The following is a 19,580-nucleotide window of genomic DNA, read 5'->3' as shown; positions in this document are numbered from 1 at the left end:
CAATACGGGGAGGACCATTGTCACTGATTAGTGGAGAAACATAAATTATTTGTCACTGGTTTACAACTATTACGCTTTTATTTATAAACACAGCTGCACCATCTCTAGCGGCGCGGTAGTTCACACTGTATGATCTCGAACGTTGATGACGTGCATTGTGTGGCGTGAGCTGTCGGGGTCATCAACAGCGCAGTAGGGGAACTCTAGAGGTGTGAGCGTGAAGCCTTGTTTCAGCATGTCGCTGAGAGACATCTGCGCATAAGGATGCCTGGATGTTGTCATCACAGATTGTTTGTGTTTATTAGCTGACGCAGCGGCGCTGGCGACATCGGGATTGTGCGGAATAATCGCAATGGGGCCACCACTGTGCGTAACAACTGTTTTATCGTGGAGAAACACTGTCGTGCGACCACTAATATCATCGTTGACACGAGGGGCATCGAGGTCGAGAATCTCTTTAAGGAGCTGGTCATGCTCATGTTTACGCTGTTCTGGATCAACAAGCACAGCATGTCGCACAAAGAGATCGGAGTGTTCCTGATAGACCCGAACATCGGCAGTGTTGAATTTTAAAATGAACACACTGTGCGGCTGGACTTCATAAATAACAGTGGGGATGTCTTGAGAGAGCTTATAAGGATCAAGACCGAGCTCGCTGAGGTGATCGTGGGTACGAGGGTGGAAACTGGCGGAACGGTGCAAAAATGTCATGATAAATCTTCGTGTTGAGGGTGATTAATTGTGTGTATGTGTATGCGGTTGTGCGACCCAGTGCGACCCAGTGCGAGTTGGCACGGCGCGGATCAGCACAGATAAAAACGGGTCGCGGTTAACCCAGCATGAGCTGGTACACGCGGTCATCATTGGCAAAGGTCGCGTAGATGATGTTGGGGTCACGTTGATCTACCGCTACTGAGTTGATCTGGGTTGTCGGTGCGGGGAGATCCTGATTTATGCTGTTGATAAAGAACAGATCGGTCACAGCGCCGATGTCCGGATCAATAAGCACAAAGGCTGTTTCCGCAGGTAGCTGCGCTACGAAGCGTTCAGCAGTATCGCTGGAGTCGGTGGAGTCGGTGGGGGTCGCAGTGCTATTTTTGAGGATCTGCAGGGTGTAATCATCAGCGAGCTCGGCGTTAATCACGGCAAGAATAGCTGGTTTACCAGTGCCAATGCTGTTGTCACGGTCATGCCAGGTGCGAGCTTGATCAGTGTTGAGGCAGTCCAGCTCGGCAAGACCTGGGACAAGAGCTGATGTAGTTGGTGTGCTCAAGCCCAATGCTGCCAAGGGATCAGCAGGTAGGGCAGGGGTGGTATCTGCGCTGTCTGTAGTAATACCTAGCTGGTCACGCAGTGAGTCAAGATCGTGCTGGTTGATGACTTCGCCGTCAACGTATGCACGTGCTTCCAATGCGCCAGTGGTGCTCATGACCATAGGATCATGCATAGTAATCACGGCGGAGCCAGAGCTTGACATGACCGTAGCGGTACGTAAAGCACTGAGGCTGAGATCGCGAAATTCATCCACCGGTGCGTCTTTGTTGGATTCCAGTGCGCATAGTCCTACGGCAGGATCGCTTGCCGGCATGGTATATGCGGCAGTGGCGTCTGTGTCATCTGTATTATGCGTAGCAGTATTAAAGCCGGTGAGTCCAGTCGATCCAGTCACTGTCCACGTATCAGCAGAGCGGATTGGTTGGTTTCTGTTGGGGTCTTGTCCGATGAGCTGGGTGATACCCCATCCATGGCGGATTTGACTAAAAGAGCTGGCCATAGTCTGAAAATCCTCACCCAGCAGAATGTTTTGACGTGGGATGGCCACACCGGTGACGGGGTCAATGTGCAGAATCTGTGCAGTGGTGAGTTCAGCATTGTTTTCCGCATCAGATAACGCGGTGGGCGAGTGGCTTATCTGTACGGATCTGCCGATGGGATGCTTAATACAGATGGTTTTAATATGTTTCCGCGTGCGTCGTACACCATTCTTGGCCCTATGGATGCTGACGCGGTCGGTGTGTACCAACAGCTACTGAACAGCACGATTCCCATGGATTTGGCACGTCTTGTAACCACGCATAATTCCGGTGCAAGTTATCTTCGCCGCGGTGCTACCAACGTAGTTTTTGAAACGAATCTTGCCCTCGGTGTGAATCCGTATATGAAGAAACGCCGAGCAACAGAAGCACAACGTGGTAAGAAGCGTTTTAAACGAGACAGTCATTACGGCGGTGGCACTGTGACCACAGGTACTGCTGATTTGGATGTGGTGGCGATGCAGGCGCGGGCAGAGCACCGGGAAGAAAGGTTGGGAGAAAAATCTACCCGCAAGAAAGAGGAGCTTGCTGCAGTAGAGGCGAAAGAGTTAGCTGCGAAGAAGGGTCCGCAGACTGTGGAAGAAGGTCTTGCTGCGGTGGAGAAGAAACACCTGGCGAAGCGGTAGGCGACGTGGTTGGCGGTGGGTTTGTTGATGTGCAGCGCCAAGAAAAAGTCATAGCCTGATTGGACAACGCAGACATGATACCCGCTAAGTAAGGGTGGTTGAGAGTTAGATAATGACGTCATGTGTCTCGGTAAAATGAAACATTGAACTTAGGTCGGGTTGTGCCACTGAAAGAACGACAGCGCATGGTCAGCTGTAAAAGCTCTCAATATCGAGTGCTTTAATCTGTGTTGCGGAGTGGTAAACGTAGATAAGTCACTGCAGTCAGAATTAGCCATGGGTATAACACTAGTGGGGCGTGTATGAAGCCTGTCATATTCTCTTGATATTCGCATCAAGCATTTTTTAGTGACGTAACATCAAAGAAGTATTCACTGATGTAAGTAGTGGACTGAGCTGATTTTCAGGTGCTCATCAACTTAAACTGTGTGGCTATTTTTAGAGCGGATCACGCGCTCATAGCTGTCCGCGGTGTAGTCAAAAATCAGGAGAGGTAGGGCAGTGCATTGTGTCAATGCTTAGTGATATGAGGATGATGCCCTGGTTGGTTCTATCCGTTAGCGTGTCAATGTGGGGCGTTGCGAGTTGCGCTTCCTCCGATGCCCCAAACAGTGTTTCACCCTTGAACGACGACGAATCTGATGTGCAATGGACAACGTTGACACCTAGCCCACTACGTGAGTCACCTGATATAGACCCAGAACGAATGGCACTATACGAGTTGGCTTACGGGTTGACTCAACAAGAGTTATATCGCGTGCGCTTTGAACATGGAGAAATACGTCAAGGTATGTCTCAAGCGCGCAGATACCTTGTCCAGGATCGAGGGGTTTCCCTCAGCGATGCTGATGGTGTTTTAGTGGATCTCAATTTCACATGCACCCAGGTTAATGAGTCTAACGACACAGATGATCTATCTGTTTTCTGTAGTACCGCCATCGCTGGAAAAGATCCGTCCGAATTACGGAAAGAGCTAGAAGCAGAATTCTATTTTTTGCCGGACGGTGCAGACGATGCAGACGATGCAGACGATGCAATGGGCTAGTTTTCCTGCTCTTTAACACCGTGAGCTCAGTGAGTCATGCCACCAAGATGCATCAACTTTCGGCGAAGTTAGATATCGACTCCTAGCGCTCTACGATCTCGCCGCGCTTCATCGACAATGTCGAGGATTTCTTCAATTTGATGGCATGTCAAATTCCAAAATTTTGCTAAAACTCTATGGATCTCGTAAACCGATACCTGTGCTTCATAGAGTGCATCTGCAGTGGTACAAATGTGGATGTTGTGTTCTTCGTTGTCTCTATCAATTCCCAGGTACCCCATGATTCTCCCCTTTAAGTGCTTTCATTGAAGATTAGTGTTATCAGCTCTTGAAAAACTTAATTAATACTACGTATTCTTTCGTGTTTCAAGTGCGAAGCAAGAATAGTGGTTTCTTAGTACTGCAAGAATTTGGTTACGTGATGGTGAATGGTGTATACGAGCGATAGTGTACTACATCACGCAGTTCGATGACTTTTTCTAGAGATGATGTGGGACTACCCGGTTAGCTGTCCACAAGAATGCCGGAGAGGTGAGGCTGAGTGATTTTCTCTAGGCATCCAGGCATTCTCTCCCACAAAACATCAAGGAGCTTTTCGCGTTGAGGCATTAGTGGTAATGCGCTGTTGTTTTACTTCGTACCGACAATCCAAGCCCTGTCGGCGGCACCGTTAGAGCATTTATCAGGGATTCCGGTAAGGTCCGTAGAAGATACTTCGATTGCGTTTAAGGAAAATCGCTCTCCGATTTTGATTGTTTTCTCACCCAAGGTTACCTGTGGTGGATGGTCACTAAATCGGGTGTCGGTGTTAAAAATGAGTAGTTCTGGTCGACCACCTGGTTGAACAGAAAGACAACCGCCAGGGCCGGAGATCAGTTTTCCCTCAATCGTTGTGTTAGCAGCATCTGTGGAAGGTACGTTGTTGTCTAACCGCAAGAAGAGTACACCGGCGCCCTCTGACGTGACGTGTAGGTTCTGATTGTCATTGTCGTTGACACTGCTTTGGTCGTTATTGACGTCGAGATTCTGCTCAGGGGACACTGTCGTAGTGACCGTGCTTGTGATGATGCTTGGTAGATCTTGGGATACAGGGTGCTCAGCGCTATCGGCGCATGCGGTTAGTGTTACCGCGAGAAATGGAGCAATAAGCAATACTGTGCACTGAAGAGGTGAGACATGGAACGTTTTCACACTGTCCATTCCAGCACACCGGGTCTTTGTTGGTGGGAGTAGGGTGACCCGCTGCTTCCCACGCAACAGTAGGGTTCTAGAGACAGTCTCCTGAACTGAAATAAAAGATGATCCGTGTACGACTTGTCTTTATATAGTTGGTTCATTGATTATATTGAATTTGAGTCTAAATTTAAATTTAGGGTTTATGATAGTTTAATGCTTACTGTAGGGAGTAGAAACATGACTTCTTCGTCTGAATTCGTTGAATCGGCAGAGGACTTTTATCGCTATTTGGAATCTGAGTCGGTAGAAGTATTACCCAGTGACTTAAGTTTCTTAGATTTTTTTGAGCAACAGCGACCAGCCACGTTAGTGTGGTCGAGTAGAGGATAGCTACATGGGGAACTGGGCAGAGATTACTGATGAAATTTCTAAGATTTACCAAGATAATCAGTACAAGATTAGACAAATAAATGATGTTGACGCAGTAAGCGATAAACGTAGAGAAGCGCTACAAGCACTGTTTGAACATACTGGTCGAAATGTAATCGTCTATTATTCAGCGTGGTTAGAAAATGGTCGACGATTTTCCGGGCAATCTACGGATTTTTCGGTAAATGATACTGATAAAAACAGTTTTATGACTGCGCTCCATAAGTTGGATCAGAGTAAAGGTCTCGATCTTATCCTCCACACTCCGGGTGGAGATGTTGCTGCGACAGAGTCGTTAGTAGATTACATTCACGCACTCTTTGGTCAAGATTTCAGAGTCATTGTCCCCCAACTCGCAATGTCAGCAGGAACAATGATCGCACTTTCGTCCAAAGAGATTGTTATGGGGAAGCATTCTAGTCTTGGCCCCATTGATCCTCAGTTTAACGGCCTACCGGCACACGGGTTATTGGAAGAATTTGAGCAAGCGAAGAAAGAGGTCTCTGAGAATCCGCAGACTGCTCATATATGGCAGGTGATCTTGAATAAATACAACCCCACGATGTTGGGTGAAGCTAAAAAAGCTATTCAGTGGTCCAACTCGATGGTTAAGCAGTGGCTTGAAAAGGGTATGTTTTTAGACGAGCCTGACAAAGAAGAAAAAGCCACTCGCGCTATCAAAGAGCTCGCTGATCATTCCGTTACTCTTGCGCATAATCGACACATTTCGGTCAGTAAAGCACTTGAGCTGGGATTGAATATCAAAGAACTTGAGAGCGATCCAAAGCTTCAAGATTTAGTTCTTACTCTTCACCACCTGTCCGTTATTGCTGCGCAACGAGGACCATTAATTAAGTTTGTCGTCAATCATGACAACCGTGGCACTTTTCTGCAGGGGCATGAAAACTAATTAAGTGATGCAATAGTCTACCGTGTGGCCGGGCGCCTTCTCCGTGGAGCCAAAGGCACTTTCGATCCCGCACGTGGAAATCTCAGCTAAAAACCACTGCATGTCACTCCACTATCTTGCCGTAGTGGAGTGACATGCAGTGGCATCTCTAAAGGGCAGTATTCCAGATGACCGTTTACGCAGGTGTGTCGGTTATTCTTCGTCGTGGGGTTGCTGAAATCTGATTCCGGATTTGGGAAGCTACGAGTGGGGCTATGGAAATGAGTGCGCCGAGAACAGATGTAAATGAGATTGAGTTGCATCTGTTCTCGGTGCTTTTTGGTCGTTACGAGTCGTCTAGGAGCTTCCCAGACTGATTACTGAGAGGGCTTCGGATATTGCTTGATGGACGATCATGCCTTTCAAGGGCCTTATCACTTTTAATGGTAGAAAAGCACTGACTTCGAGTTGGAGTGTCGAGGCGGTGCTTTCTTGTGCAGTACAAAAAAGACGGGTCAACAGACGTTTCTGAAAAGAGGTCAGTTCGATACCACAATGATATTGAGACACCCTGTCCCTATAGTATGAGGGAGAATAGAGGATTTCTAATTCAGAAAGTGGTGTAGAGGGATGTTGGTACAGTCACGCACTTTGGTTACTGCCATTCTGTCATGTTCGTTAGTATTTGGGACAACGGTTAATGGCGCGAGTGTTGCAATTGCACAGGAAAATGTACCCATGGCGGCTCTTTACGAGCCGGATTACGAGTCGTTAGAAACGCGTCTCGGCTCGATAAATAATGATGCAGGTTTGCCTAATTCGGTCTCACAGACCGTTGAAAACTTTGCGGAATTACCAGAGGGGACTCGGTTCGTCCTTGACAGTGACACATTTGCAGTCGCCGTTAGCGATGGCGTAGTCACCTCCCGGCTGGATTCACAGACAGGAGTGATCCGGCATACTTTTGGAGGCGCCGGAACTATTAGTTACAACCCTGGGGAAGTGACGCGATCTTATATAGATCGAGTAACTGTAAGAGTGGTCTACCCTGATAGTTCTATTGACATAGTGACACCTCATTCAGTAGTCGAGGTATCAGATAGTTTTTACTACAGTGTTCAGAGCATAGATTCTCAACGGGTTCGTAATGGTCAGAGTATTAAAGTTCCGATGACGGTCATTGCTGGGGATGGAGCGATTGGCGGGGTTCCGCAGGGAGCTAAGGTGGTTCGCGATCGTTATGGGTCAGTTGAAGATGCGGAACTCATGGGGGCAACTATTGTCATTGATGAGAAGACCGGTGAGCTTACCTTCACAGCACCGGAAGATCGTACTGGGCAAATGTGGTTTGCTGCAGAATTAATTTATCCAGATGGCACGTATTCGGAGGTGCATTACTTGTTCGAAGTGACAGATAAGTCGGTCCAGGACGATAGCGTACCTTTCTTTGGGTCTTCCTTGAGTTCATAAATTACAGGTTTATCAGCAAATTTGAATCTACTTACTCGTGTTTGCACACATTGGAAGGAAAAACTCCCTCAGATGGTGAGTTATGCTCCAGAAGCAGAGCGCTGGAGCATAACCTGTTCACAATTTCAGTGTAGGAAATGCGCGCGAACAGCGTCGAAGGTATGATCATGTATGTATCCCTGCCCTCGTAGCCATCCCCCCCCGAGCGCTATGTCTGAGGCAGGGATACGTCTAGTTTCTGCTCAAGAATTTTTCGTAGCATTCCATAGTTGTATCAGATTGAAGCTGGCGTTGCTGGGTTAGTCAGGCGAAGGGGAAGGGCCAATCGTCCAGTTTGGTGTGGATATATTACCGTCATACGGAATCCAACGGTCATCTTCCCACGGTGCAGCTGACGGAGGTTCTGAGCTATCCCATCTCCACTGCTGCCAGTCACTAGGTAGTCTCGGACCCAAGCGAGGTGAACCTGCAGCTAGATGGTGCCCTGAGGGGGTGCGATAGGACCACCAGTAGGACGTCGAATCGACTGTTCCAGGTAAAACTGCTGCGGCTCAGGTTCCGTAGTTTTATGATATATGAGTTATGTCACGCAAAGACTATTTCTCGGGACGGCCATGTCAATTTAGCTACCATGCGTAGATGGTCATTAAGCAAAGCATCTGCAGTGGTGGTAAACCGGTGCATTATCACTGGCGTTATAACTGCTCTGATAACCATATTGAAGAAACTGTAGAGAAAATAATGGACATATTGAAGAGAAAGTATGTCTTCAATATGTTGACCGAAGCGGATGCGGAAGCTCTTATCGAAGATCGTTTGGAGCTAGCGGAGAGGGGGCGATTGACCCCCGAAGAGCATGTTAAGAGTATTTCCAGTCAACCGCAGCTGGATATGTTTGAGATTAGATGGAACGACATTTTCGTAAGAGATCAAGATCCAGTTTCTGGGATATACAGTGATGGATACTCAATATTGATGCGACTCTACTATGTTGAAAAATCAGGTTGTGACTGGTTTCTGGGTCTTCATGCGCACGAGAAAGAAATCAATACTGATGACACAATCACCAAACACCGTCAAAACACCGAGATTGAAATTGCTGTGAAACTGTGGGACGAATTAAGTGCTGATGGATCACCAGTAGATTAATTCGTCTTAACATCAACGAACTACCCCCATTGGCGAGTTTTTAGAAAAAATTGAATGAGAGGATATAAGGTAAAACTCATGACGCACAGTAAGAAAGCGATGAAAGCTAAAGCTAAAGCTCTTCTGGCTTCCCAGCGTGAATTCCTTGACTCACTTGTAGCTTTGAGAAAGAAAGCTGGCATTAGCCAAGACGAGGTGGCTAATCGGATGGGCGTTTCCCAGAGTGCTATTTCTCAATTTGAGCACTACGATGCAAATCCCACTCTGTCTACGATCCGACGCTATGCGCTAGCGGTAGATGCTTCTATATCTTATAGGGTTAGCTCTTCTGCCACCCTCTATCAAGAGTATGAGTCGAGGACAAACAATCACGTATCCGTGTCCGGCCAGGAAGCTGCCCCGCCCTACGTTGATTGGGAAAAGCCCATTTTGGCGTAGTGTTTCGGGTTTTATAGGTTGAGATTGAAATACCAAGACAAGGATGGACATCATGTCAGCGCATCTACCTTCTCATCATGATGAGTTAGTGCAGCACTTAGTTCTTGCGGATGTAAAGTATCGGGAGCTCAGTGCGTTATCGGTCAAAATTGAGGAACCATCAGATCGTCCTGAGTTTAAACTTGGAGTTACTGTTAACGACAAGAGTAAAGACGAAGAAGGTGTGCCGCGAATCATTGAGGTTTCATTGAGGGTGTCCATCGAGGTTCCCGACGGAAAGATAACGGTAGAGCCTGAAGCAATCTATTTGATTCCTGAGAATAAGGTTTATTTAACGGAATCTGATGCAATGGTGGATTATTTTAACAACCATGCGATTTTTACTCTGGTGCCATATGCACGACAGGCCGTGTCTGATTTAGGGCAGCGTGCATTCCACACGCAGATCCTCATGCCTGCGTTAGGTCCTGGTGATTTGGTTTTTAGTAAATCGACGGCCTCACGAGAATGGTAGAGAATTACCTGATAGTTGCAGGCGTAACTAGGTAGAGTGGGTTTTGTCAGTAAATCGATATTGGCGATGTAGCTGACGACAATTCCTAAGAAAAGTAGACCAACGCTAAACCCTGCCCGGCTAGCATTCCTACCAAACTCGTCTTCAGGAAAGTCTTTCAGTGCCTTTCTTTTGGCTGCTGCTCCGGGGTCGACCTGTATAGCCTTTCCGAGGAGACAGCCACAGCAATGTCCATGAAGTCCCGCCGAATTATGGCGTTGAGGCTTACTTATCAAGGGGACTTTATCGGTTTGGTTGTCGCTGAGGCTGAAAAACCAGAGTTGTTAAGCATGACTTTCTTTGACGAAATTAAATCAGCGTCGTGGTTTGACTCGGTAGCGAAATTGATGCTTTCTGTGAGGGGGTCTTTCGTCACTCATATCTCAAGTTGATGGACTGAGACACCTTTAATTCCAGGTGAGCGTGTCAAACCTTTCATGTTCCAGATTATAGAATCAGGAGAGAAACGGTTAGTCGAGAAAAGGAAGTCTCATACATAATGAGTACATCGAAAACAGAGAAAACTGCGGTTCGAAAAATAGGCAAGATGATCGATTCATGTGCGCATTTAGAGGGGTTTTTTAGTGAAAATGATAAAACCACTTTTACAGATGGACACATAGATATTAGTAATGATGCTTCTGGAGCTAAGCGTAGCTTTGGGGGTCGGGTGAATGTTCAGATTAAAGGGCGAAAGGTTAATGCCAAGGCTGCCGACTTAAATAGCTATCCGGTCTCAGTAGTTGATCTACGAGGCTTCGTGACACTGGCTGGTCTCTTATTTTTTGTGGTTGATATTGATAAGAAATCAAATAAGAAATATCCAAAGTATGTTCTTTTGAAACCGTTTTATATTCATGATCTACTGAGTAAAGCGAAGCCGGGCCAAAAGACAATTAGCGTCCGCTTAAAACGGTTACCATCTGATGAAGATCGAATGGAAGCCATAATCGCATTAGCGCTCGCATCGAGGCAAGAAAAGATAGTCGAGAACCCCAGTAACTATCTCTATGAAAATATGGAATCAATTACTGTTAAATCGGCTGAACCCCTTAATAGGGATAAGCTGGCTGTATATGATGGTAGTTCGCCAGACCATTCGATCATTATTCGTACTGGGGATGGAATTGAACAGTTCGTCAATGCCACCGTAGAAATAATACCCCCGAATATGCAGTTTCATCAAGCCAATTATAATGTTTCGTGTAATGGGGTCGTCTATGACAATGTTTTGCATCGAAACATTGATGATGAGCACATTGAATTGAAAATCGGAAAGGGGATTACTCTCCGCCTACAAAAGCTCGCCATTGATGCTCCGGGGAGCGTTACGGTTGAGTTTCAAGATAGTCTTCCTGAACGGTTAAAAGACATTGAGTTCTTCCTAGGAGTGCTTCAGGCGAATACGTTTTTTATTAATGAAGAACCTGTTGTGTTGAAGATTAACTCGAACCGGACTGTGGCTGACCTTAAGGATGAAGCGGGTGTTCTTCGTCAGTTGGTAGAAATAGCTAACCATTTCAATATTGATCCGTCCCTTATTCGAATTGGTGAGATTACAGAAAAACAGTTCTGGCAGTTGGATATTGTGTATCGAACAGCCGTTAAGGGAGAATACGTAAAGAATTTAGAGGTTAAAGATGAGACTAGACTTATATTGCAGCCTTTTGGTCGTTGGAATCTTGCGTTGATAGCTCACCCTGGTGATGTTGCAGGGGAGTGGACTTATCATGAAGTAATTTCCAAGCGTCATCATTTTGCTATGACACCTTCAACGGATCGGAGCGACTCCTCAATCGAGCGAGTGACGCCGTACGAGCTCATTGATAATCGATGGCTTCCATCAGTATTGAATCTGCATTTGGATAAGCTTGTTGATTTCTATTCAGCGCTTGAAGAAACTGTTGATGTTGATAATCTCGCCACATGGATGGTGCTTCGCCTAATTAAGGCAGCTGATTCTGAGCAGAGCAGGAAAACTGCATTTCTTATAGCAGCTCAAGCTCTCAATGATTGGCTCGTGGAACGAGATCGAGAAGAGTCGCCAATTTACAGGCTTAATGGTTGGCAAATTTTGTATCGCCAAACTGGATTACTGGATTCACAAAGAACAGAAATTCGATCTTTTAGGCATAATCTTGATCAAACAATGCACCCAGACAACTATAGCGAGATTATGATTGGTTGCGCTTTGCTTCTTGACGATAGAGAAGAGGCGAATTTTTTGCTTACTCAGCTTTCGGTTGATCGACGCGCAGTTTTTAATGAATGGCCGATAGCTCAATTGATGACGGGTGCCCTAAAAGAAGAGATTGAAAAATGAGTTCTGAGATCTTGATTTAATTGCGCCATCTGATTCTGGATTTTGGAAGCTATGCGCGAGGCTATAAATACGAGTGCACCGAGAACAGATGTAAATGGGCTTGAGTTGCATCTGTTCTCGGTGCTTTTGGTCGTTACGAGTCTTCTAGGAGCTTCCCAGACTGATTACTGAGAGGGCTTTGGATATTGCTTGATCATAGAAATCTTGTTCGATAGTATCGAAGGAGCAGTCAGGATAGATAGCAATAGCAGGCCATGGCCCCTCGCCATCGCGACCATACTTTGCCAAGCATTGTTCTGCTTCTTGTTCTGTCGTAGGTCCGAAACGAATGGCTTTGCGCTGCTCATAGGTTAAGTTCTTATTGAAGGGCGCAGCTATACTCGCAACAAATTGCGTAGGAGAATCACTCTGCGAAGTGGAGCTTTCTGACGAGAGTGCTTGTGATGACAGTGCCTGTGCTGGAGAGGCACATGTTAAGAGCGTAACGGATATCATTAGCGTGATAGATGCTTTTCGTAACATTGTTGATATTTCCTTTTAACTACTTGAACTTATTAGGTGTTTAACATCATTCATTCTGATGTAAGATGTTGCAAGCCCACCGCGAAAAGCTTGCAGCATGCTCCAATAAGGCAATGGTTTTAAATAATGTTTATAGTTTTAATCTAGATTCAGGCACCTAGATATGTGATTACGTTCGCGTTACCGATGATAGAAAACAACACGTCACCGTGTAATAGCCAACTCAGGAACTCACGGAACAGAGAAAACGGCGGGTTGGTGATCACTAGGTCCACCTCGTCTTGCATGGTGGTCACCTCAGTCCAGAACGCATTGATTGACACCGATCAAATGTTTGATGGATTATGATATTTAGCATGACTGATTCTCTGCTTGTATCCATCAGAAAAGGCTTAATAGAAGAGCGTCCATTAACGGAGCTTCTTCGGGCGTGTATCTTCCTTGGAAGTGATACTAACTCGGACTCTTTACAAGAGTGGGCGAAAAATGAATTAAATGGTTATGGCTCCATTGATGGTATTCCGGAATATCGCAAATTGAAAGGACCTCCTGTATTCGCGAAAATTCAAGCTGGTAATTCAATAATGTCTAATATGGTACTGGGGCCACATAATGTTCCTGAAAGAGCTCGTAAGTATTTCCCTGAAGAGCTGCATTTTGATCAGCCGATTCAAACGCTAATTGAATGGTCGACTAGGCAGGATGGGATTAATTTATCGCCCCCGAATTTACTTCGGGTCCGCGATCTTCATAATGATCAGTACGCGCCATTAAATCAAATTTTGAATTTAAATGTTTACTTAGATAACTCTTATTTTTCGGGAATTGTGGACCGCATCCGAACTCTAATGACTTCCATGATTGCCGACCTCACACACGCAACTCCTCTGGATGAACTACCAAGCAGCGAAAAGGTTAATGCCACGGTCATGAAGCACATTGAAAATAACTACGAAACTACAATCACTCAAGCCAATGGAGCTGTAGCCATTGGTAACAGCGCTAAAGCTGTGCAGAAGGGATTGTCCGTGGATGACCTACTGAAGATTATGCAGACCATTAATCCTGAAAAGTTCGACTTAGGGGAAGCTAGAGCTGAAGCCGAAGAAAGCATTCAATCCATCGCGGATGAGTTGAAGAAGGAGTCTCCGAATAAAGGTTTTATCCAGAATGCTTTTGAAAAGTTGAAGGAACTCAGCATAAAAGCCGGCGATAAAGCCTTCACTACAATGTTAAATCTTGTAGGTAAACAGATAATCGAAAACATCCCACAACTGGTTTCAGGTGGCTAGAGAAATTCAAGGCCGTCAGCGGGGGATGACTTTAAATCAAGTCTTCAGTGCTTCTTACACCATCCGGTTGGGTAACACAGCGTTGATTTGTCTTGGTTGTGCGACTACTCATTCGGGTGGAATGCCTATGTCATCAGTTGAAAGAGTGGGTATGGCACCTTTATGTGCTCTGATAGACTATTTGCTTGTCTCTATTTCACGTATGTTCGGCGCTATTTCCTCTTTAAATCCCCCCATGTTCTACCGGGGGTAGTAGCGCAGTCGCTACATTTTGCACATAATTCTGCGAAATAATATGGTTTGGGTTATAAATATTAAAGTACGCTAACCATGGGTGCAGGGGGAGACTTCTACAGCAGTCATGGTCCACACCACGACTGCTGTATATATTAAGGACGTAACTCATGTTGAAGAATAAAACTCTTGCGCTGCTGGCTGTCAGTACGCTGATGTTTGGCTTATCTGCTTGCTCTAGTGATGCTGACGGCCCGGACAGTAGCGGTGCTAGTAGTAGCAGTACTGGCTCATCTTCTGCATCGGCTGACACAACAGATTCTGCAGCTGTTGATAAGGATGCTCAATTAGACACCTTTATGCGTTCTGCTGTGGCTGATGGATCATCTGCTGCTGTGGCTGTGGACAACGCTGTAGGTAAGGGCTTTGATAAAGCTGATGCGCAGGCGGCTGCGGAGCGCTTGGGTGATGGTTTCCAATTCGCTGCGGATTACCAGGCTGTTGGCTATTTGGAATCTTGGTACTTTGGTGGCGCGCGAAGCGAGAAGCTTGACGAGGTGCGTAGTGATGTCATCGCTCATTTGTCTGAATTGGGATTTACAGATTTAGAGGCTGAATCCTCGGCATCTCGTATTACATTAGGTGATTACTGTGATGGGGTCCCTGAGTATTGTGAGTTGTTTTTTGATGGCGAATCTCCTGACTTGTATGACATGGGTACGGAGCTTGACTCGTATAAGCCCACTGAATAAAGCTATTTCACTTAAAGCACCCCGCTTTAACCACCCTGTACCTGATGGTGTACAGGGTGGTTTTTACGTCTTGAGCTGGATATACCCATCCATCTGGATTCACAATTTCGACTTTAAACAACATTTAATATTCAATTTTAATGTGTTAAAGTTTCTATATTCCATTCTAAAATAACTTTGAATTGGGGATTAATGAAACTTTTTAAGCAATTGTTTAAAACGAATATTGAGGGGGTGGCGGGCAAGTGACTGCGACAGTTTTAGAACCGCAACCTGTACAGCTTAGTGAGCAGGACGTAGATGCTGAGATTGCGCGCATGGAGCTTAAACACAACCGACACAAGACGTGGCGACGCCGAACGATGGCTGTTGTCATGACGCTCTTGATCTCAGTGGGTTTGAGCTTTGGTGCGTTTGGTAACAAGGAACGTGAAGCTAATGCTTTCGCCAGCGCTATTATTGCCCAGGTTGTCGGTGCTATGGGCGAGGTTGCCTTTGAAGCGATTTGTCCCAGTGATGGTGACACCGAGATGCTTCTTAAGTGCATCACCGAGAACTTAGGTGAAATGCACATTATCGAGAAGTGTCTCGAAGCAGAAGATGTCTTGAAGTGCTTCTACGATGCGAAAAACGAAGAGCAACGTAAAGAACAGAACCTTGATAAAGCCCCTGATTACTCCATGTACCGTATGGCCTCTGCGATGGCATCGTTCTATGGCAATGGTCGGGCAGCTACTGCCGGTGTAGAGGAAGGCGGACCGAACGAGTTCCTCGATTCTGAGGACGCCGGTCTTAAGGTGTGGGAGGGCATTCTCAGTAAGGCCGCCAACGGAGGCAATGTCCTTGGTTATGCTGACGCGAAACACAACGAGGACTCTGGTTGGTTCTTTGGTAATGGTGTTGCCAACAACGAGAAAACGTACTCCTATGATTCTCTAGCTGATCATGCCTTTCAAGGGCCTTATCACTTTGCATTATTTGGCGCGACACTGAGTGGCTTAGGCTTTGATAGCTCAAAGGCGGAGGATTCGCAGACTGATTTTGCTCAGCGTAAGGGCATGGGGTACGCGATGATGATCGCGTACATCATCTCCGGAGGCATTGATCTGGTTTTTAACACTGTGCTGAATATCTTGAGCACCATAAACCCATTTAGACTGCTCGTTGGACCAGTATCTCAGAATACTAACAAGACATTCACTGAGAATATGGCTGGTGGGCAGACCACAGAAGGAACACCGTTTGAAGGAATGACTGATTTCTTCGGGTTGATCTATAACTGGTCAGTGACTGTGGGCTGGCTCATCGTTATTCCTGTCTCCATTGGTCTGTTTATGATGGGTGCGTTGATGTTTCGACGCATGGACAAGGGATCAGCGTTTAAAAAGGTTGTTATCCGCGTCGTGTACGGTGTCGTTGGCCTGCCACTGCTTGGTGTCTCTTATACCGGTGCGCTGGATTCCTTCCTCGACAGCGGTAGTTCCACAAGTGCTGGATCAAATGCGACAAAGATTGTGTTGTCCACCTACGTGGATTTCCAATCATGGGCAGAAAACACCCGTATGCGTGTTCCTGACAAAGTAACACTGGCGTGGAGTCTGGAGGATCAGGCGCCAACAGGGCAGTCCATGCGGATGGTACGCAATTCGGCGTTGGAAATTAATGCTCAATCAAATGAGAGTTTTACTACTTTTAAGAATCCAGGTTCCATGGATCTAGGCTATAGCATGGACTGGATGGAAAAGATGGCGGATCCAGCCAATTCTGGCACCGATGGGACCTCATCAAGTTCGGCGACGACTATTTTCCAGGGAACCATCGCGCTACTGAGTCGTTATATCGACAACGACAGTATCTCCTCTGGCAGTTTCGAAACCTCTATTCGAAGTGCGATGGAATCTTTGACCTCGAAAGAGGGAAGTGGCGAAGCTGTTGCCGGTGGTGATGTAATGGCCTGGGTTACTGGTTACAACACAGCCTCTGGTCTTAATGAGATCACTGCTGCTGAATTAGCTGATGCGAACAATCCATTGCTTGAGGTCAGCGACTCAGCTGGTCTGCAGGGACGACCTATTGACCGCAATGCGGTGTCATTTAAATCTGGTGATGCGACAGCGTCATGCAACAACTCAGTCGTGACAGGTTCTCGTGCTGTGGTCGGGGACTACCGAAGTGACTGCAATATGTCGCCCTTGACGATGTACAACTTCCTCAACACCTCATTCCATCCAGCTGATGCAAGTGTCTTTTCTACGTCCACTTCTGCGTCAAGCTACACCCGTGCATCGCATAGCGCAGTGAGTCTTATCGGTTCTGGTGCCATGAACTTTGTGTACTGGTTCTCTGCAATGTCCCTGATGGGTAGCTTCATCGTGATCGGTATCGGTTACGCCGGTGCCATGCTGTTTAATACGATTCGACGCACGCTGTCGCTCATTGGTGCCGTTCCTTTTGCTGCGATGGGCTTTATTGCTGGTGTTGCCAAGGTCATTGTGTACACCATCGCTATGCTCGTAGAGGTTATCGGAACGATCATTTTGTACCAGCTCATTACCCGGTTCTTGATGGCTGTACCAGCACTCTTTGAACAACCTTTGGCTGATTCCTTAAGTAGTAACGAGAGTGCTGAGCTGGTTGCCGGTGCTGGTATGGGGCTAGTCGGTATGGCACTAGCTACCTCAGGCAACTGGGCGATTGCCGGCATGGTGATCACAGTGGCCTCATCCATGGGGGTCATCATCTTCACGATTATTGCGATGAAGGTGCGCGGATCTTTGGTATCAGGTGTCGATGAAGCCGTGACCAGTGTTATTAACCGCTTCTTGGATACACAGGTCTCTTCTGCAGGTGCTACCTCTGGTGACGGCATGATGCGTCGTGCAGCCGCAACGGGTCTTGGTATTGGTGCGACACATATGGTACTCAACCGTGATGGTGACGGTGGTGGATCTGATTCAGGCTCTGGTGGATCAGGTGGCGGTAGCGATTCAGGCTTGGGTGAGAAGGCTGCTGGTCTGGCGAAGGTTGTCACAACTGTGGCTGGTGCCGGATTAGTCGGTAAGTATGCTACGGATGCGCTCGATAATTATGCAGATGGCGTTATCAACGGCGACGGTGATGGTGCGTTCGCAGCAGGTGGTGACGCTACCGTTGATGGCGACTATGTAGCAGATGGAGATGCAATTGCTTCTGCTGATGCTAACGCTGATTTTGTAGACGGTGTTGTTGATGGTGCTGGTCGCGCGTCATTTAGCAATGCTGCGTATAGCTCCGATGGAACCACTCTCGACGGTGAGGGTGCGAGCGTTGATGCACAGGGTAACCCGCTTCATGCTGATGGCACACCAATGAGTGCTGCTGAAGCTGAAATGAAGATGGCTGGTCTGAGCTCGTCAGGAACCATGATGGAGAAATCTGGTGTGAAATCGAGTGGCATTACCACTGCAGCGGATGTCATGGACGATCAGTCTCTGGCAAGCAGTGTCACTGAGTCTGGTCTGTCCAAGATTCCAGACACCTATGGTGCAGATGTCTCGGGTGCTGCGGGCACAGTCGGAACTACCGGTGCTGATTACAGTGCGACCGATTCAAGCGCAGGTCTGAACATGAGCGAGGCTGCATTGCAGAGTGGCACCCCAATGGGCGCTCTCGCTGGTGGATCTGTGTCGAGTTCCGATCAGGCCATGAATGACGCAGCTCTTCAGATTGCAGCGTCTCAGGGTCTTGCACCAGCAGGTTCCATAGCTGGTATGGAGCAACTTAGTGCTCAAGCCACTGAAGCACCTGCTGGAAAGGCCGGCAAGCAGCTTGGCGATCTTTCTGGCTCAGCGCTCAATACTCAGCTGGCGTCCATGGGACAGCAGGTAGGTGACAGTGTGAACAGCGCTTATGCTGCAGGCGGTATGGGTGGTGTTGATGTGGCTGGCAAGGTCACCGAGGCAGCACAGCACTTGTCTCAGGTTCCAGGTCAGATTCAGAATGCTGTGACCAATGCGGATGCTGGTTCCTCTGGCGCAAGCTTTGGTCAGATGGCACAGGGGGCAGCTGGTATTGCCGGTGTCGCAGGTGTGATCGGTGCAGCGGGCGCAGCAAGCTCTGCAGCACAAGGCGCAGGTACTGTCCAGGGTGCGATGGGTAATGCTGCAGCTGGTGCGGGAATGATCAACAACGCTGTTTCCGGTGGAGCTACTGGCTCAACAGGTGCCGCACATGTGGTCAATGCATCACATGGACCAGTGGCGCCTGGTCAGGCTCACTACCAAGAGTCTGGTCATGCACAAGCATTTGTGCAGAACAACCAGGCCAACACCGCGCACACAGCAAACACGCGTGCACCGTCATCAGCTCAAATTATGGGCGCGAACGTTGCTGGCTCACTGGCATCACAGGCTGTACGAGGAATCGGTCAGCCTGGTCAGATGGGTGCTAATGTTCGCGACGCGATGGGTGGCAGCGGACGCTCTGGTGGCCGTGGTGGAGCAACTCAAGGCGGTCGAGGCGCACAGCGCAGCGGTGTCAGTGCTAAGAACGGTATCCGTGCACAGCGAGGTCAGAAGCCTTCTGTGACCGGCCAGGCGATGAATGCAGCAATGCGTTCAGCAGCGGTAAGCGGTCGCATGGCAAACATGGACGGCAACAGTGTAGGTGGCACTGAAGCAGATCCACAGCAGGGGAGTGGCGTAACCGAGAAGGGTGATAAAGGCGTTAAATAGCGTGTAAAACACAATGACCGTGGAGAGGGATCTCTGCGGTCGTTGTGTTAGCTCTTGTCTGATTGTATTTTTTAGACAAAGGGGTGATGGAAAGGGGTATTCTTTGCACTAGATAGATGCGACAACAGTAATTGAGGTTGCGCAAGTGCAACATTC

General features: G+C 47.4%; 15 protein-coding genes. 11 read left to right on the top strand and 4 right to left on the bottom strand.

The features are described from left to right. Positions 1–120: 120 nt before the first annotated feature. On the bottom strand, positions 121–711 hold the full coding sequence (locus CGL_RS09115; protein WP_011014671.1) for a hypothetical protein: 591 nt from the start codon (positions 709–711) through the stop codon (positions 121–123). 118 nt (positions 712–829) lie between these two features. Further along, on the bottom strand, positions 830–2,023 hold the full coding sequence (locus CGL_RS09110; RefSeq protein ID WP_227747676.1) for a hypothetical protein: 1,194 nt from the start codon (positions 2,021–2,023) through the stop codon (positions 830–832). Between CGL_RS09110 and CGL_RS09105 the strand changes: the two genes are divergently transcribed. Continuing rightward, positions 1,994–2,440 (top strand): hypothetical protein, encoded by a 447-nt coding sequence (locus CGL_RS09105; protein WP_227747675.1) that lies wholly within the window; start codon positions 1,994–1,996, stop codon positions 2,438–2,440. The two genes, CGL_RS09110 and CGL_RS09105, sit on opposite strands and share 30 nt — an antisense overlap. A gap of 622 nt (positions 2,441–3,062) precedes the next feature. Continuing rightward, complete coding sequence (locus CGL_RS15675; RefSeq protein WP_227747674.1) at positions 3,063–3,485, top strand: hypothetical protein; 423 nt, start codon at positions 3,063–3,065, stop codon at positions 3,483–3,485. Between the two features lie 630 nt (positions 3,486–4,115). On the opposite strand, the gene CGL_RS09090 is transcribed toward CGL_RS15675, so the two are convergent. Further along, complete coding sequence (locus CGL_RS09090; protein WP_011014666.1) at positions 4,116–4,685, bottom strand: hypothetical protein; 570 nt, start codon at positions 4,683–4,685, stop codon at positions 4,116–4,118. Between the two features lie 370 nt (positions 4,686–5,055). Between CGL_RS09090 and CGL_RS09085 the strand changes: the two genes are divergently transcribed. The 6 genes from CGL_RS09085 (at position 5,056) to CGL_RS09055 (ending at position 11,912) form a co-directional block, all read left to right on the top strand. Next, positions 5,056–6,000 carry a S49 family peptidase gene (locus tag CGL_RS09085; RefSeq protein ID WP_011014665.1) on the top strand — a complete coding sequence of 315 codons (945 nt, stop codon included), beginning with the start codon at positions 5,056–5,058 and terminating at the stop codon, positions 5,998–6,000. 609 nt (positions 6,001–6,609) lie between these two features. Next, on the top strand, positions 6,610–7,449 hold the full coding sequence (locus tag CGL_RS09080; protein WP_011265822.1) for a Cgl1822 family protein: 840 nt from the start codon (positions 6,610–6,612) through the stop codon (positions 7,447–7,449). A 639-nt stretch (positions 7,450–8,088) separates the two neighbouring features. After that, positions 8,089–8,598 carry a hypothetical protein gene (locus CGL_RS09075; protein ID WP_011265821.1) on the top strand — a complete coding sequence of 170 codons (510 nt, stop codon included), beginning with the start codon at positions 8,089–8,091 and terminating at the stop codon, positions 8,596–8,598. 78 nt (positions 8,599–8,676) lie between these two features. After that, positions 8,677–9,036, top strand: a complete 360-nt coding sequence (locus CGL_RS09070) for a helix-turn-helix domain-containing protein (RefSeq protein ID WP_227747673.1) — start codon at positions 8,677–8,679, stop codon at positions 9,034–9,036. Positions 9,037–9,088: 52 nt separating this feature from the next. After that, positions 9,089–9,550: a hypothetical protein gene (locus CGL_RS09065; RefSeq protein WP_011265820.1), complete on the top strand. Its 462-nt coding sequence runs from the start codon at positions 9,089–9,091 to the stop codon at positions 9,548–9,550. A gap of 538 nt (positions 9,551–10,088) precedes the next feature. Beyond that, the gene (locus CGL_RS09055; protein WP_011014659.1) at positions 10,089–11,912 is read left to right on the top strand and encodes a hypothetical protein; all 1,824 of its coding nucleotides are present in this window, start codon (positions 10,089–10,091) and stop codon (positions 11,910–11,912) included. 671 nt (positions 11,913–12,583) lie between these two features. Here the strand turns inward: CGL_RS09055 and CGL_RS09050 are convergent. Further along, the gene (locus tag CGL_RS09050; protein ID WP_208400985.1) at positions 12,584–12,721 is read right to left on the bottom strand and encodes an adenine-specific methyltransferase EcoRI family protein; all 138 of its coding nucleotides are present in this window, start codon (positions 12,719–12,721) and stop codon (positions 12,584–12,586) included. A 69-nt stretch (positions 12,722–12,790) separates the two neighbouring features. Between CGL_RS09050 and CGL_RS09045 the strand changes: the two genes are divergently transcribed. From CGL_RS09045 to CGL_RS09035, 3 genes are all read left to right on the top strand, one after another. Then, positions 12,791–13,726, top strand: a complete 936-nt coding sequence (locus CGL_RS09045) for a hypothetical protein (protein WP_227747672.1) — start codon at positions 12,791–12,793, stop codon at positions 13,724–13,726. Positions 13,727–14,130: 404 nt separating this feature from the next. After that, positions 14,131–14,712 carry a hypothetical protein gene (locus tag CGL_RS09040; RefSeq protein ID WP_011014655.1) on the top strand — a complete coding sequence of 194 codons (582 nt, stop codon included), beginning with the start codon at positions 14,131–14,133 and terminating at the stop codon, positions 14,710–14,712. 245 nt (positions 14,713–14,957) lie between these two features. Next, positions 14,958–19,424: an ABC transporter permease gene (locus CGL_RS09035; RefSeq protein ID WP_011014654.1), complete on the top strand. Its 4,467-nt coding sequence runs from the start codon at positions 14,958–14,960 to the stop codon at positions 19,422–19,424. Positions 19,425–19,580: the final 156 nt, after the last annotated feature.

It is taken from the genome of Corynebacterium glutamicum ATCC 13032, assembly GCF_000011325.1.
Taxonomy (GTDB): Bacteria; Actinomycetota; Actinomycetes; order Mycobacteriales; family Mycobacteriaceae; genus Corynebacterium; species Corynebacterium glutamicum.
Note: the sequence above shows the minus strand (reverse complement) of the source record. Positions and strands in the feature narration are given on the sequence as shown.